The 17,252-nt window shown below is 42.2% G+C and carries 10 protein-coding genes; 1 reads left to right on the top strand and 9 read right to left on the bottom strand.

What is annotated here, in order from left to right:
* Positions 1-802 precede the first annotated feature (802 nt).
* Complete coding sequence (locus tag N475_RS12550) at positions 803-2,518, top strand: alkaline phosphatase D family protein (RefSeq protein ID WP_063365375.1); 1,716 nt, start codon at positions 803-805, stop codon at positions 2,516-2,518.
* Positions 2,519-2,567: 49 nt separating this feature from the next.
* Here the strand turns inward: N475_RS12550 and N475_RS12545 are convergent, their stop codons facing one another.
* The 9 genes from N475_RS12545 to metH form a co-directional block, all read right to left on the bottom strand.
* On the bottom strand, positions 2,568-3,782 hold the full coding sequence (locus N475_RS12545; protein WP_063365374.1) for an MFS transporter: 1,215 nt from the start codon (positions 3,780-3,782) through the stop codon (positions 2,568-2,570).
* 110 nt (positions 3,783-3,892) lie between these two features.
* Positions 3,893-6,328 (bottom strand): ATP-dependent helicase HrpB, encoded by a 2,436-nt coding sequence (hrpB, locus tag N475_RS12540; protein WP_063359639.1) that lies wholly within the window; start codon positions 6,326-6,328, stop codon positions 3,893-3,895.
* A gap of 72 nt (positions 6,329-6,400) precedes the next feature.
* Positions 6,401-8,266, bottom strand: a complete 1,866-nt coding sequence (locus N475_RS12535) for a tetratricopeptide repeat-containing diguanylate cyclase (protein ID WP_063365373.1) — start codon at positions 8,264-8,266, stop codon at positions 6,401-6,403.
* The gene (locus N475_RS12530; protein WP_142050077.1) at positions 8,263-9,156 is read right to left on the bottom strand and encodes a hypothetical protein; all 894 of its coding nucleotides are present in this window, start codon (positions 9,154-9,156) and stop codon (positions 8,263-8,265) included. Before N475_RS12530 ends, N475_RS12535 begins: the two co-directional genes overlap by 4 nt.
* Positions 9,157-9,963: 807 nt before the next feature.
* A complete protein-coding gene (locus N475_RS12525; protein WP_063359637.1) occupies positions 9,964-11,172 on the bottom strand; it encodes an ABC transporter permease in 1,209 nt (402 codons plus the stop codon).
* A 10-nt stretch (positions 11,173-11,182) separates the two neighbouring features.
* Complete coding sequence (locus N475_RS12520) at positions 11,183-12,514, bottom strand: ABC transporter permease (protein ID WP_063359636.1); 1,332 nt, start codon at positions 12,512-12,514, stop codon at positions 11,183-11,185.
* An 8-nt stretch (positions 12,515-12,522) separates the two neighbouring features.
* A complete protein-coding gene (locus N475_RS12515) occupies positions 12,523-13,212 on the bottom strand; it encodes an ABC transporter ATP-binding protein (RefSeq protein ID WP_081216125.1) in 690 nt (229 codons plus the stop codon).
* A 311-nt stretch (positions 13,213-13,523) separates the two neighbouring features.
* Complete coding sequence (locus tag N475_RS12510) at positions 13,524-14,237, bottom strand: ABC transporter ATP-binding protein (protein ID WP_063359634.1); 714 nt, start codon at positions 14,235-14,237, stop codon at positions 13,524-13,526.
* A gap of 386 nt (positions 14,238-14,623) precedes the next feature.
* Positions 14,624-17,251, bottom strand: a complete 2,628-nt coding sequence (metH, locus tag N475_RS12505) for a methionine synthase (RefSeq protein ID WP_063359633.1) — start codon at positions 17,249-17,251, stop codon at positions 14,624-14,626.
* Between the last annotated feature and the right edge of the window lies 1 nt (position 17,252).

Genomic DNA, 17,252 nt, shown 5'->3' with positions numbered 1-17,252 from the left:
CCGCTTGACATCCTTTCAACATCAAACAATCGACACCATCTTAAAAGTCTAAACGTGCACTTTTATGACTTTTAATTATTTATCTATAAAAGAACAAAAAACAACCACCAAAACCCATACAAAACTATTAATTGATTAAAATCATGAAAATAAATTTGAATATATTATTCTTTTGAATGAAAAATAAGCGCCCAATTCAAATATCTATTACAAAGGGTATAAAAATAAGCGGGGATTATTGGCTTTAAGGAGAGTTTAAAAGCGGAGCTAACTCGCTCCGCTTTACCGTGCAAATTTCAAATTTGTGGTAAATGATGCATTTTTACTCAGTGCACCAAACCACAACGATTAACACAAACATCGTTTTCATATGCTCCATACAATCACAAATTGGAGCTCGTTTCTGCCTTCGCTAATTGTCTAGCATCCACAATGAACGGCTTTCTGCATCAACCATATTCTATCGGTTAGATAGCTTGTAAATGTATGCGGAAAATACTTTACCATCTAAAAATAGCCAAATTCAGGTACAAATTCAAGAAAACACTCTGCAAATATAGGGAAAATACTCAAATATAAATATAATCATAAAAACCAATAATTTCAGCATGTTAAACATAAGCCCCATGTATGTATAGTGGCTTAAAAAAGACACTATACATATTTTTGCCATCGTTCTGACAAATGAGTTTCATTTTTGGGGAATACACTCCCTCGCGTTCATACGGAAGAACAAAAAGCAGAAAATTTGGCTGTTTGCTCACAAGGAGGGAGAAAAGACAACAACCTCACAGGAATCAAGATGAAATATACAACTGTCGCGCTCACAACGTTCGCCATACTCAGTGTAGTGCCTATTGCACATGCAGCCCCAGAAGTACATTACGACCAATGCCAATCGGTATTTAGTTATCAGACAGCCAGTTACCAAGGCACCACCGACAAAAATAATAGCGGTAATCAATGGTGTTATTTAAAGCAAGCAATTGACGGCAGTTCATGGGGTAATGTACGCACAGAGACTATTCCCGTATTGAAAACAATTACCGGTAAGTCGTGTAATACCCCTTCCCAATATCAAGGCGAAGCTTTTTATGGTTGTTCAACAGCAAACCATACTGCGCCTTGGTGTTATATTGATGAACAAGGTAATTGGGAAGAATGCGCCACAGTAGAAAGCGAGCCTCTGCCAAAACATACTCACCCACAAATGAGTAAACGCCTTGACCGTGTTGCACTAGGCTCATGCTTTAAGACTAAGGGAGATATGCCTCAAGCTCTAGCTAAACTCATTGCACACCAGCCTGACTTATTTTTATGGCTTGGCGATAATATTTATGCCGATACGACTGATATGAGCACGATGCGCCAGAAATACGACGACAAAAAGCGCAATATTGATTACCAAAAGTTTCTCGCTGCGAATATTCCGGTAATGGCAACTTGGGATGATCATGATTATGGCGCCAACAATGATGGAAAACATTACCCTCAACGTGTCAATAGCCAAAAGGAATACTTACGCCATTTTGATGCCCCAGCCGATGATCCGAGGCTCAACGGTCAAGCAGGTATCTATGAAGCCAAAATGCTAGGCCCAGCAAATGAGCGTACCCATGTAATCACCTTAGATGCACGTTACTTCCGCTCACCAACCTTCGATAACTACGGAGCGTGTGAAGGAGATAACACCACTATTCTTGGTGCTGAGCAATGGCAATGGCTTGAGAAGCAACTAGACTCTCCTTCAGAGATAAAACTAATTGCCAGCGGTATTCAAGTACTCCCACCTCTTTATCAAGGACGCAGTAAAAGTAAGTACTGCGCATATGGCGATGGCAAACAATTCAATCAAGCCATCGCAGATATGGCTGAATCGAACATGTCAGGTACCAGTTACGAGTCATGGGCAGAAGTGCCATTAGAACGCATGAGGCTATTAAGGCTTGTGCAAAAGTCAGTCAACAGCGGTAAAACGAAAGCGGTGATTTTTTTATCTGGAGATCAGCACTGGGGCGAGCTACTGAAAAAAGAAATACCTGCAAGTACGCAATATGGCAAAGCCGTTACTGTTTATGAAGTGACTGCGTCTGGCTTTGGCCAAAATTGGCCATATCATATCGAAAATCCATTGCGGTTACCTGTCTATGCAGACAGCAAGGGAGATGGACAATACACTCAACAATGTAAATTTCCCTTTACCTATGGATTGACAACTTATCGCGGTTGTATAACCAAAGACCATGACAAGCCTTGGTGCTACACCAAAGTTGATGACAATGGCAAAGGCGTGAGTGGCGAATGGGGTAACTGTGCCCCAAGCGGTGCGACCACTCCAGATGGGCTAGTTGGTACTGTCAGCAATAACATTGCAAACTTAACAACCAGTGATAGACATCTAATCAATAAGTCCGGCAGTAATTATGGCATGGTCGATATTGACTGGGAAAAGCACACTATTAAGCTTTCGATTCAAACCACAGAGGAAGAAGCTGTCTCTACCATCGTCAACTTTTAGCTTTAATTAAAAAGCGTGCCTTGTTAAGGCACGCTCAGGAAATAGCGCTTTATTCATCCATTTCAGATCTTTGAGCTACTTTATAAAGCCACATTGCTACCAGGCTAGCAACCACCATGGTGAGAAATAACAACGTACCGTTTGCAATATCGAGTATCAAACCACCTACCAGAGGCGCCAGAGCGAACCCCAATGAGCATAGCCCAGCAGCGCCAAAATAACTGGCTTTTAGATGCGCAGGCGCCATTCTATCAATATGTATATTTATATTTGAAAACAGTATTGCCTCGCTTAAACTCAACACTACAACACAGACTATCCATGCCCAAAAACTATTTACATCAGCAAATGCCATCATCAATTGAGACACAGCCAGCACAGCGCCTCCCACTAATAAACGGTTTTGTATTGACCAACTTTTCATTACGTGTAGTAACGGAAACTGACACACCACAATAACCAGTGAATTCGCCACGATGAGACTTGAAATCAATAGGGCTAATTCTGGAACATCAGCTCGCGTCAAATATTGAATTAAACTTGAATCCCCTTGCCCAAAGACTAGGTAGACCAAGAATGTCGCCACCAGCGCCCATAAAAACTTACTGTCCTGGCGCAATAATTGAAGCCACTGGCGAAAATGCGGTACATTGGTCTTTTCACTGACTTCGTGTCTAACATTTGCTTGGCGTTGCTTCAGTAGCAATGCGAAAAATAACGCTAAGTAGGCAATCGCCGTATATATAAAGCTAAATTGTTCACCGTTTAATCCAGCCCATAAGCCAAATAAAGGCCCGAGTGCCGCCCCAACATTGACAAGAAAGTAGAGTAGGTGCAAAGCCAATTCTCTATCTTCATCACGTTCAAGCTCATCACTCAACAATGCTTTACTGGGGGCGTCCCACAAAGTTCTTGGCATACATGCAAAAAATATAGCGACACAGAAACTCCACAACTGCTCAGCGATCGCTAACGCACTAAATGCGAGTACTCCAACAATCACTGCCGCATACAGTACTTTAAAGCGACCGAAGCGATCGGCTAGGTTACCTGTATAAAAACCGAGCAAAACAGCAAATACCGCACTGCCAGTAAGGAGAACTCCCACCTCAGTCGCGCTTAATGAAAATTTGGTGTACAAAATCACAGCTAGAAATGGCCATACCATGTAATAACTGGCTCTCACAAAAAAGTTACCCAGTAACATGGTCCAAACTAGCGGTGTAAAACGAGTGACTTGCGTCGAGAAGTGCGTCAGTTCCATCTAAATATCCTGCTTTTTTATTTTTAGTGACACAAGCATAAAACCTAAACTTAACTTGAGGTAAAGAGCTTTTTTAATCTTAGACAAACGCCCCTTTGTCATCTGAGGCGTTACATTCGACTTTTGACCTTATTGGTCGCTTGCGCTGTAGCAGGGTCATCTGGCCAAAAGTGCTTTGGATAACGTCCCTTCATTTCTTTTTGTACCTCTTTGTAGCTCGTTTTCCAAAAGTGCGCTAAGTCTTGTGTTAGTTGTAAAGGTCTTTGCGCTGGAGATAGCAACTCAAGCAGCACAGGTAAACGCCCCTCACATAACACCGGGCTATCGCTCATACCGTAAACTTCTTGCATCTTCACAGCTAGCCGAGCGGGACCTTCCAATTGGTAATTTACGCGAATATTCGAGCCACTCGGAACCTTAATACGCTCTGGAAAAAGGTCATTTAAACGCTGTTGTTTTTGCCAATCGATACGGGCCAATAGTGCTACTTTGAGGTCCAACTTTTTGAGTTGGTTATACTGTTTGATGTCATTTAAATACGGCGCTAGCCAATTTTCTAAACTTTGCAATAGATCAGCTTCGCTACAAGGAGAAAATTCTTCAGGGTAGAGCTTTGCAGCCAATTGCAAACGCACTAATAGCGACGCACACTCCCCAAGTGTATCGAATACACGCAAGCCTTGTTGTTTAACCACATTTAACCATGCTTGGCTTCTAGCGGCTTGGTCTAATGGAGTGCTGCTGGGTTTTTCAGAGACAATCCATTGTCCAAGGTAGACTCTGTCTTGATGAATAAACTGACTATTCTTTTGCTCAAACTCGCAGACTGTTTTAGCACAAAACAAATGAGGGAGCACTGGCTTTAGCAACTCAGGGGTAAACTCCGTTGCACTGAAAATAGTCTGCCCTTTATGACCACCTAATTGTGCAATGGCCAGAAATGCGGTGTCTAGCCAATACTCGCTATGGGCCTGAACCCCAGCGCCATTTGCCAGCACAAAACCTTGCCCTCTGCGCTTCGCCAACCTATCGGGGTAAGCCAGTGCGACGACTATAGCAATGTGCTCAATAGCAAGCTCAGAACCATCATCGTGTACCTTTGCTCGCTTACACCAATACTGTAACTGTTTTTTAAATTGGGGAGGGGCTTGATACTGCAACTGTCGCAATGTCGAACTAAGCTCAGGTGCACTTTTTACTTTACTGTCTTGAAGCGCCAAAAAATAACATGCTAAACGTGTTATTCCTGAAAATTCAGGCTCTAGCTGCTGTACTTTTAACAACATATGCGCATATCTAGGTTCAGTGCCCAAAGCCTGCATTTTTGAGCCTAGTGGTTGCAGCTTGCCTTGCTTGTCTATCGCTTCGAGTTCAATCAAAAGTTGCTTAGCTTGTTGGTACTGCGCATTACTAGGTCTATCTAGCAGTGGTAAATCAGCTAGGTTCGTTCCCCATACTGTAGCCTCTAAAATTAAACTGCTAATATCCGAGCTTAAGATATCAGGCTTATCATGGGCATCACGCCTTTCAAACTGTTCTTTACTACCCAACCGATACACCACACCAGGCTCTATCCGCCCAGCTCGACCAGCTCGTTGAATTGCCGAAGCCCGAGAAATAGCAAGGGTCGCGAGTTCCGTCACGCCTGTTCGTAAATTGAATACTCCTGCGCGGCGTTTGCCACTATCAATCACAACTCGGATCCCTTCGATAGTCAAAGACGTCTCTGCCACATTGGTTGTTAGAACTATCTTTCTCTGTCCGGCTTTTGCCGGTGAAATTGCGGCTTGTTGGTGTGCCTTGCTTTGGTCGCCATATAAAGTGCAGAGCTCAATATTAGGGCTTTGCTCCAACTCTGAATGAAGTGCATTGGCAACATAACGGATCTCTTTTTGACCCGGCAAAAAAACTAGAACACTGCCACTTTCCTCACTCAGCGCCTGACGTATCATTGGCGCGATTTGCATGAGCCACTGACTTTCGTCTTTCAAAGTCACATATCGCTCTTCAATGGGATAAGTACGGCCTTGAGAAGATACCACTGGGCAGTCTAAAAAACGCTGATAGCGCTCACTGTCCAATGTTGCAGACATGACCAGTATCTTTAGATCTTCCCGCAGTGCTGCTTGAGACTCTAAGGCAAATGCCAAAGCCGTATCTGCCGACAAAGAACGTTCATGAAACTCATCAAAAATCAGCAAGTCAATATCTGAAAGTTCAGGATCTTGCTGAATCATTCGCGTCAGCATACCTTCTGTAACTATCTCTAAACGCGTTTGTGAAGAGACTTTTACTTCTTGGCGTATTCTCAAACCAACTTGCTCTCCAACGGCCTCATTTAACTGCTCAGCCAAAAACTGAGCAATATTTCTCGCAGCTAAACGCCTTGGCTCCAACATAACAATGCGTTTAAAGTTTTGATCTGTCATTAATTGCAGTGGTAACCATGTTGATTTACCAGCACCTGGCGGGGCTTGCAGCAATACAGTTTTATGGGAGGTTAGTTGTTCAACGAGTTGTGGGTAAACGTCTTCAATTGGCAGCACGGTAAAACGAGTTCAAGTTATGTCAACATACTCACATTCTATCATGCAGTTGCGGTTTTTTAGTAACGAACTTTAAGTCTCGTAACTGGTAGATGCGAGTAATTGCCCGTTGCTTATCAACTTTTTATAATCACTGATCAGCTGCTCAGTCGGTGCATTAAAAGGACGACTCAACCCTTTGAGCCCTACCCAAGCGTTTCGGCTTTCCTCTTTCGCCATGTACAAGCCATTGTCAGCGAGTTCAAGCACTTGCTCCCAAGTTAGTGATTTTCCACCCTCATTACTCAGTGGGTAAGGAGCAAAGCCAATCGAACAGGTAACTTGTATGGCTTGTTCATTTACCACGAATGGGAAACACTCGACTTGTCTTCGCACCCGCTCAACCGCTTCGGTCGCTTCCGCATGCGTCATGTTTGGCATGACCATTAAAAACTCTTCCCCACCCCACCGGATCACCAAGTCGCTGTCTCGTGTACACTGCTTTAAGATATCAGCTACTGACTGTAAAACAGTATCACCAGCAGCATGCCCGTAGCTGTCGTTTACTTTCTTGAAGTGGTCAATATCCAATAAGCAAAATATCATTTCATGTTTTTCACTCGTAGCTGCATGTGTTGCAACCGCACTCGAATTCACCTGTGCATCAATTACACTAAAAAAGTAATGTCGATTATTCAGGCCAGTCAAACTATCTGTAAAGCTCAGTGCCTGTAACCGTTTATTGCGCTCTGCCAACTCTGCCGTTCGCTCTGCCACTTGCTGCTTTAACACGGTTAAGTAACGTTTATTTTGCCAGCGCCAATACCCAAAACCGAACACAAGCGCCACGAGTAACATTCCCAAAACACCGCGTTGCTGTGCCAAATGAGCATTATCTATTTTTTGTTGATGTTGAATTAATTGCTGTGCTTGAAGGGCATTATCTTTCTCTAATACACTCAACTGCTGCTTTTGTGCTGCCAATGTATACTGGGCCTCTAATTGCAAAAGCTTGTTATTTCGTTTTTGTAAATTGAGCGCTTGTTCCGTCATGGCAAAACGTTTTAAGTATAAATGCGCCTGTTCAAAATCCCCTAACTGTGCATACGCACCAGCCAATGTATTTTGCAACATAGACTGCTCTGTCAAAAAACGGGTCCCAAAGGTTTCCCCCAGAGCCTCATTAGCTTCATCAATTGCATTGGTAAACTGTCCATCCTGTAAAAAAGCCATCGCGCTCATTAATTTATAACGCACTCTGAGCTTCAAGTTTTTTTGTAACGCAGACTTTTCACCGGCAACAGACTGTAAAAGCTTACTTGCATTTAGGTGTTCACCAATATTTAGATGCGCCCAGGCGCGTGCAAGTGCCAACTTGATAGAAAGCTCTTTTTGTTCTTGCGAAACCACACTACTTAAAATACTTAACGCTTGCCGATAACTACCACGCATAATGTGCAATGTGCCTTGCCACAGTGCATATTCAGCCAAAAGTTGCTCGACTTGCTCAGCAGAAACCCTTTTAGTTATAAGGGTATAGGCACGTTCCAATAGTTGCTGAGCAAAACGAAAGCGCTCTAAGCTCATCTCTAGTTGCGCCAGAGCCAAATAAATACTGGCTTCAAGATCTGGAGCATTCATACCAGATACAATATTTAGCGCATCATTGTGTAAAACAAGACTATTCTTATAATCTCCAAAATGCTGGCGTATTAGCCCTTCAAGCAAAAGAGACTTAGCTTGTAAGCGCTTTTCACCTAACTGTTTCGATTGCTCGCGTAAAACGCGAATTTGAGGCAGCAAATTTAGGTCATAGTCTTCTTTTAGCTGTGTCGTTAAATGACCCAACATTTTATTGAGGTCTTCTTTTTGCGATGAACTATTGCTGTTTCCGAGGTTTCCCCACGCTTCAAAACTCAGCAACCAAATAAAAGGTAAAGCAAACCAATGTAGCTTCATTGCACCACTCCAGCTGTAGCCATCATGTCTTCATTGATGAATTGCCAATCAGTGACTAAGTGGTTTATAAATCCAGATTGCATCAGTGCTTTACGCAATATACCTCTTGCTTTGAGTATTTTTAGGCCTCGATTCAAAGCTGCAAATATTTGCTCTCCCTGCGGATGGCGCTTACTTACAATAAAATGTCGAGAGTCAGGTAACATCATTTTAAGATTTTGAATGGGGACATACTCCCTGCCTTCAAAGTTCAGCAAAAGGTCAGAACTGACACTAAAATTGACTAACATGGCATCTACGATATCGGTTTCAACCATATTCAGCATGGTTTCCCACGGTCCAATGAAGCTGACAATATTAATTGGGGTATTATTAAGTGCTCGCCAATCAACTCTCCATCTAGGGTTCGCAACCACTGTCAATTGGTCCAATTGCTCTTTAGGTAAATTTTGTAGTGCTACATTGCGCTTTGCTACATACAGACCTGCCTCATAATCACCAAACTCTACAACAGCATCACTGACAAAAAGCGAACCTCGGTAGTTGATAATGTCTTCATGCCAAACAGAACGCGCTAAAATAAGACTGTCTCCCGCGATCATATCGGTGAATTCGATAATATTTACTGAAGGCTTTGGGTTAAAAACCACTTCTCTCGTTTCGCCGCCAAGGAACAATGCCTGTTGTAATAAGACCATTTCGATGATTTCAATATGAGACCCTTTTGTGGTGGGGTGAAAGTCTTGTACATCAAGCGGAGAGCGGCCATCTAAGAACTCATTGTAACGTTGGCTGAAGTTTTCACTGCTCATAATATCAACAACGAGCTGATTGTGGGCATAAGTAGTGCTAACGCTAAATACCAGCAACACTAAAATAAACCACCTCATGATCACTCCCCAAATCACAATTTACTTCTCCTTTGGAAGTATACTAAAAAAAACGAGCAGATGTTAACCAAAAAATAACAGGAAAGTAAGCTTTTATAACTAAAAAATTCTACATGAAATTATTTATCTCTGAGCAAAAATGATGACTATCCGCAAGGTCCTGATAATTATTATAAATTTTTATATGACAAAGTTCGGCGTGGTTCACTGTTGATGATAACGGTACAAAACAAAAGATAAGCACTGCTCAAAAAATATGTATTATTGTGCTTAAATGGACTTGAGTGGATAACACCCATCGCATCTCACTAACAGAGGGGTAATATATACAGCGCGTAAATTAGAAGGGTTACCATCTAACCAACCCGCTACAACAGCTTATATCGTTCCAATCAATAAACGATTAAGCCAGCCACTGACATGCCCCTAATTGATATTCAAATAGAAGGGTTACAAAGCCTTTATTTTCATTAGCTCAGTAACAAGTGACCTTTCAATTCATCAGATACTAAATGCTTTAGAGCTCTCAAATAATTCATAATTTGTCTTAGAGCATTTCGCTGAAGTGCCTTGAAGTTTTAGAATCGCGGCCAAAATTAAACTTAGTTAAAGGCGTATTTTTAATTCAATCACTTACGTAACTAATTAAAAATAGGTGGATTGTTGCAAGGTAACAGAATGAACCAAGCATCAAATAGACTTTTTTCATTTGATGGGAACTGCCACTCTACAGCAACAGTTTGGCATTTGAGCGTTTATGTAAAAAGGTAAAAAGCGGAACCCAACTACTATTGGGCTCCATGTGATCTATACAGAGCGTGTAGCCTCGGCAGGAGAAATGCGCGCAGCACGAATAGCTGGCTGCAATACAGCGAAGAACCCTGCTAAAAAGATAATAACGCCTCCATATGCCAAATAAAGACCAGGAACAGGCTCTAGTTGAAAGTGCAATACCAGCAGGTTATTTGCCGCAATGGCCAATAAGACACCTAACGCAATTCCACATACATTAATCACTGCATTTTCTAGCACATAGTAGCGTACGATAGCTATTTGACTCGCTCCGAGTGCTCTACGTGTACCGATTTGCTTGCGCCTTTTTAAAACTGTAAAACGCGCTTGGCCAAATACACCGAGCATGGTGATCAATGCAAGACCAATAACCACCGCTTTTAGTGTATTGTAAGCAGCAACCTGTGAGCGATAAGCTTTCTCTCTCAGGTCCGTCAGTACTTCTAGGTGATCAACAGTTCGTAATGGCTCTTGCATGATGATATTCATTACATCTTGTATGCTCTTTTCAATGTTAGTTCCCTGTACCCTCACCATCAAAGACACTTCTGATGTTACAAACACATTAGAAAATAGAACATTAAAACTTCTGTGCTTCCAAAAGCTCCAAGGGCCAATTAAGTGCTCAACGACTCCCCTTACAGGCTGTGCATCTTCATTTAGATAAATGGTTTTGCCTAACACTTGCTGCCAATCTTCAGGATAGAGCTGTTCAGCCAACGCTTTTGTAATTAGGACGCCTGATGGCACAGTTAGGCCAAAGTTAAATAACCTTCTCTCATCGTTAATTGTAAAACCTTCACCAGCAATTAACTTGAGTCCCATCGTTTCAAGCGCATCAAAACTTCCCGAATAAAAAGCTGCTTTTGTTATGTACCCTACAGCATTGCGATCCAATCGAATTTCATGCCCTGCACCACGTCCGGAAAATGGAATCGAGCTTAACGTCACCGCATTTTTAACGCTATCAAGCCCTTTAATGGCTTCCAAATCCCTAAACAAACTTGCCATTTTCTCTTCGCGCGTTCCATGTAGAGACATTTGAAACCAAAATAATTCGCTTTCAGCTAAACCGCTTGAAACATTAATTTCCTCACTTTTTTGCAGTAACATAAACACCGCATTGACCAAAATTGTATATGTTACGGCAATCTGTAATAGCAATAAAAGAGGGCCTGTTTTCGCTCGCAGTAATGATTTGATAATCGGTTTTAGGTCTTTCATTTCATCACACCTACAAACTTTTCAGCTGGCTCGAGGGTTGAATTTGACATGCCCTGTAAATTGGATATAAACCGAATAATGCACTGGACAATACTGACAGGCCAATGGTAAGTAACATCAAAGACAAATTCATATCCATTAGTTCTGAGTGTAAATAGCTATACACTTGCGCAGTAATATGCAGACCCAACTGCGCTAGTGCCAGCCCAATAACGCCTCCTGATAGGCCTATAATCAAAGTCTCACAAAAGAATTGCCTTGCGATATCAACCTTACTGGCCCCCACTGCTCGCCTAAGGCCTACTTCAGCTCCTTTTCCATGGAATTTGGTCATCATCAAACTCATACTATTAAGCAAGCAGGCAATAAGAAAGGCTGCTGCCAACCACACCGCAATCCGTCCATCTTTTTTAACTACTTCATTATATTCAATAAACTCTGCCACATTCATGACTCGGTTCATTTGCTCTCTCTGAAAACGGCCCAACTCTCGTTGCTCTTGCGCATAACTATTTATATAAGCAAGGTATTCATTACGCAGCTCTGCTGACTCTAACTCAACCCAATAAAATAGCCATACACACTCAGAAGCTTTAACCGCATCCAAATCAATCAGATCAACCCCACCCCAACAATACACACTGCCATCCGTGCCAGAGAACCAATCATTATTGATACTAGACTGGAATGGAAAAAATAGACCTCTGGGCTCCGAATATGCGTCACTATTCTCAGTGTAGAATCGTGGTAAGGGTAACCAGTCATCCAAAACGCCAATGACTCGATATATCGAACCTCCAATAATCACTTCTTGCCCAAGCGAGTTTTGGCCTTGAAATAGCTGTTCATTTTTCTTCTTTGAGAGCACTACGACCATACTACCTTGGCTATCATCATACTCAGTCCAAGGAGAGCCATATAAAAAGGGAACATCTAGCATACTAAAAAATTCATGCGTTGTTGGCCTAAGGTAGGTCATTGTTGCTTGGCCACTGGGCTGTTCGGCGCCCCTAACCATCGCTTTGTGAAAACTGATAATTGTTTGTTTGTGCGCTTTTTTATCTGCATATAGATTAGTAGCATCTTGATAGGTCATAAAAATGGGAATATCTTCTTTCCCATCCTTTATTCTATATCCCATATTGGGATCCCAACTGCTAAGGTGGACGGTAAAAAGACGCTCACTTTTGCCAGGAACAGGATCCTGACTCATCATGTAGTTCACAGTATAAGTGACCATTGTGGCAGCAATACCGACAGCAATTGTCGCTATCATTAAAAAGCTTAATAACGGGGTTTTCTTGATGCTTAACATCGCAAGTCTAAAGTAATAAAGAAGCATACTCCCCCTCACGCAACCACTTGGTTTATGCTCTCATTTTCGGTAAGCACACCATCTCTAATTTCTACAATCCGGTCTGCTTTTGCAGCTTGTTGCAGATCGTGGGTCACCATCAATATACTGGTGCCTGCAGTATTTATATCTTTAAGCAAAGACATAATTCCATCCGCCATACTCGAATCTAAGTTCCCAGTAGGCTCATCCGCAAGTAAGAATGAAGGGCTCCCTGCCAGCGCCCTAGCAATTGCCACCCGCTGCTGTTGCCCTCCAGAAAGCTGTTGAGGGTAGTGAGCTTGGCGATTCACAAGACCAACTTTGGTCAAGGCGTCAACGACACGATTTTTACGCTCTTTTGCTGAGAATTTACGATAACGCAGAGGCATTTCAACATTGTCGAATAGATTCAATTCAGGTATTAAGTTAAAGCTTTGAAAGATAAAACCTATTTGTTCATTTCGCAGGCGTGATTTCTGTCTGTCTGATAAGTCCGTCACATCCTGATCATTGAGAAAATAACTGCCTTCTGAGTAATCTTCCAGTAGCCCAGTTATATTAAGAAAAGTCGTCTTTCCCGATCCAGACGGGCCGACGACCGCCACAAATTCACCCGCTTTAATGTCTAAATTAAAAGGCTGTAGTGCTTGGGTTTTTACAGTATCGGTTAAGTATATTTTGGCAATGTTTGACATTTTTAACATTATAATTCCTTGTTGCTAGTGCTTTTTTTAGTCAGGACTTTCCATCGTCCAAATGCGCTCAATTGCAATTTAATTGGTTGATAAATAATATTTTTTAACCAACCTTCCACAGTTTTAATAAGGAGTTAGTACCGACTGAGTATCATGCCCTGAAAGATACATAAATAGAACCTTAAAGTCACCAAAATAAAACAATTATTTAATAAAGGTTTAGAGCATTATTGTTATCCAATTAACTTCGCCCAAATTCAATGGTTTATTTTTGGTCATTCTAAGCTAATTTATTGTTGTAATTCATGCATTAAGAAGTGTTACAACGTCAATGATTCGACTCGCCATCGGGCGGCATAATGTCTGGCACAACGCTCTTTTAAAATACCATCTCTAATCTCTATTGTGCGCTGAGCTTTCAAAGCTAGCACTGGATCATGCGTGACCATCAGCAACGTCGTTCCTTGTCTATTTATATCAAGAAGTAACGACATTATTTCTTCAGACTTCACAGAGTCGAGATTGCCGGTAGGTTCATCGGCTAGCAGGATTGAGGGCTCTCCAACAAGCGCTCGTGCGATTGCAGCTCGCTGTTGTTGGCCTCCAGAAAGTTGATATGGTTTATGGTTGGCACGGTTAATGAGGCCTACCGCTTTTAGCGTTTTCAAAACTCGATGCTTGCGAGTATTGGCTGGAAGCCTCCTATATCTCAAAGGCAATTCAACATTGCCGTAAACACTAAGTTCAGGAATTAAATTAAAGCTCTGAAATATAAAACCTATTTTTGTATTTCTAAGTTTAGCCTTACGACTATCGCTAAATGTTAAAACCGGCTCACCATCTAAAAGGTAATGCCCTCGGCAAGGTTCTTCCAATAGGCCTAAAATATTTAAGAATGTGGTTTTTCCTGCACCTGATGGGCCAACTACAGAAATAAATTCACCTTGTTGTATTTCAAGGTTAAACGGCTGTAACGCTTGCGTCTGTATTGTATCTGTTGCGTAACCCTTAACCACTTCAGACATTTTAAGCATATAAACTTACTTCCCAGTTAAATTATGACTTACGGCCTCAATTAAGATTTTGACATCTTTACATAGATAATCTCGGCGACTCAACTTATATAGCACGCTCTTTTTTATCAAAGAACTGCCTGACACTATTTTATGACCGTCACCTAGTAATTTGTGCCATCATATCGACTAGCTTTGAATCAAACGAATTTAACCGCATGCACCAGCAACGCCAAACAGGATCAATTGCGCTTAAAAGGAGTTATAAAAAGTTTTGAAGCTTGAAAATATAGCCGTTACACAGCACTAGAAATGATTAGCCAACAGTAAACTTAGCTGCCCAACAATAAGGTAAATACGCAGTTCTCTCTTCCTTTTTCAACTGCGTATTTGTCTGATGATTGACCCTAGGTATCATATCCAAGGTTAGGTGATAGCCAACGTTCAGCTTCTTCTAAAGACATATCACTGCGTTTTGCATAGTCTTCAACTTGATCTTTTTGAATAGTTGCAACAGCAAAGTACTTGGAATCTGGGTGAGAGAAGTACCAACCTGACACGGCTGCGCCTGGCCACATCGCGTAGGAACTTGTCAGCTTCATACCTATGCGATTCTCAACATCTAAGAGCGCCCAAATTTTGCGCTTTTCAGTATGCTCAGGACACGCAGGATAGCCAGGTGCTGGTCGAATACCTTGGTAGTTTTCTCGGATCAACTCCTCGTTTGTGAGGTTTTCATCGGCGGCAAAACCCCAATACTCTTTACGCACTTGTTCATGTAAGTACTCGGCAAATGCTTCTGCCAATCTGTCAGCTACTGCTTTAACCATGATTTTATTGTAGTCGTCTTGCTGCGCATCAAACGCTTCAGCCAGATCGTCTTCTTCAAGTCCACCTGTCACTGCGAAGGCACCAAAATAATCATCAACCCCTTTAGGCGCAACGTAATCAGCTAAACAATAATTTGGGAAATCTGTTTTTTCAGTCTGCTGACGAAGCTGACACGAGCGTAGCAATACTTCTGAACGCGATTCATCTTTATAGATCTCAATATCATCTTCAACTCTGTTAGCTGGAAACAACCCAATAACACCCAAGGGCTGTAATTTGCCACTCTGCTCCAAATCATCGAGCATGGCATTGGCATCTGCAAATAGCTTTTTAGCCTCTTCCCCGACAATTTCATCTTCTAGAATGCGCGGGTACTTGCCAGCCAAAGACCAAGTCATGAAATAAGGCGTCCAGTCAATATACTTTCGCAAGGTCTTGATATTGATATCTTTAAACTCAGTGATCCCCAGTTTTTTCGGTTTGGGTGGTGTGTAATTATCCCAATCAAGCTTGACTGCATTATCACGTGCACGCGTCAAAGTGACTGGTTTAGAACGAGGTTTTTTACGCGCTTGTTGCTCACGTACTTTGACATATTCGTTGGCGGTTTTCTCTAAGAAAGCAGGCTTTTGTGTATCGCTTAATAAACTAGAAACCACACCAACTGCACGGCTCGCATTGTTCACATAAATAACGCCCTTGTCATATTGAGGTTCAATCTTAACCGCAGTATGCGCTTTAGACGTTGTCGCACCGCCAATTAGTAACGGTATTTCAAAACCACGACGCGTCATTTCTTTTGCCACATGAACCATTTCGTCAAGCGATGGGGTAATAAGGCCTGAAAGCCCTATTGCATCGGCATTTTCGTCGATGGCTGTTTGCAATATTTTTTCGGCGGGTACCATTACACCGAGATCAACTACTTCGTAGTTGTTACATTGCAGTACAACACCCACAATATTTTTGCCGATATCATGTACATCGCCTTTTACCGTCGCCATGATAATTTTACCGTTACTGGCACCTTCTTCTTTCTCGGCTTCAATAAACGGGTCAAGATAGGCAACCGCGCGCTTCATCACTCGAGCCGATTTAACAACTTGAGGCAAGAACATCTTACCGGCCCCAAATAAATCACCGACGACATTCATGCCATCCATCAATGGCCCTTCGATAACCTGAATAGGTTTATCAAAGCTCACGCGGCACTCTTCAGTATCTTCTTCGATGTATTCAGTTATACCTTTAACCAAAGCATGTTCTAATCGCTTAGCAACTGGCCAAGTACGCCATTCTAAATCTTCTTTCTTCTCTGCTTGCGCCATACCCGAGTATTTTGGCGCAATATCAACAAGGCGCTCACCTGCGCCTGGATCTGTATTGAGAATAACATCTTCAACAGCGTTTCTAAGTTCCAGAGGAATGTCATCATACACCGCCAACTGGCTCGCATTCACGATCCCCATGTCCATACCAGCCTTTATCGCATGGTATAAAAATACCGAGTGGATAGCTTCACGAACAGGGTTGTTTCCGCGAAATGAGAAAGACACATTTGAAACACCGCCAGATACTTTACAGTGCGGTAGGTTTTGTTTGATACGACGGGTGCCTTCAATAAATTCAACAGCGTAGTTATCATGCTCTTCAATACCAGTTGCAACAGCAAAGATATTAGGGTCAAAAATGATATCTTCTGGTGGGAAGCCGAGCTCATCTACCAATATTTTGTAGGAGCGCTGGCAAATTTCAAACTTACGATCTGCGGTTTCTGCTTGACCAACTTCATCAAACGCCATTACCACGACCGCAGCACCAAAACGCTTCAATATTTTTGCTTGCTTTATAAAAGGCTCTCTACCCTCTTTGAGAGAGATTGAGTTAACAATTGCTTTACCTTGAATGCACTTCAATCCCGCAACGATGACATCCCACTTAGACGAGTCAACCATGATCGGAACTTTTGAGATCTCTGGCTCAGATGCTATCAAGTTCAAAAATTTAACCATCGCCATTTTAGAATCCAACATGGCTTCATCCATGTTGATATCAATAACTTGCGCACCACCTTCAACCTGCTCTCTGGCGACTTCTAATGCGGTTTCATAATCTTCTTCTAAAATCAGGCGCTTAAAGCGTGCCGAACCCGTAACATTGGTTCTTTCGCCGACGTTTGTAAATATGGCTGTAGATTGCGTCATA

It is taken from the genome of Pseudoalteromonas luteoviolacea DSM 6061, from assembly GCF_001625655.1.
GTDB lineage: Bacteria > Pseudomonadota > Gammaproteobacteria > Enterobacterales > Alteromonadaceae > Pseudoalteromonas > Pseudoalteromonas luteoviolacea.
This window is presented reverse-complemented; position numbering and strand designations above follow the sequence as displayed.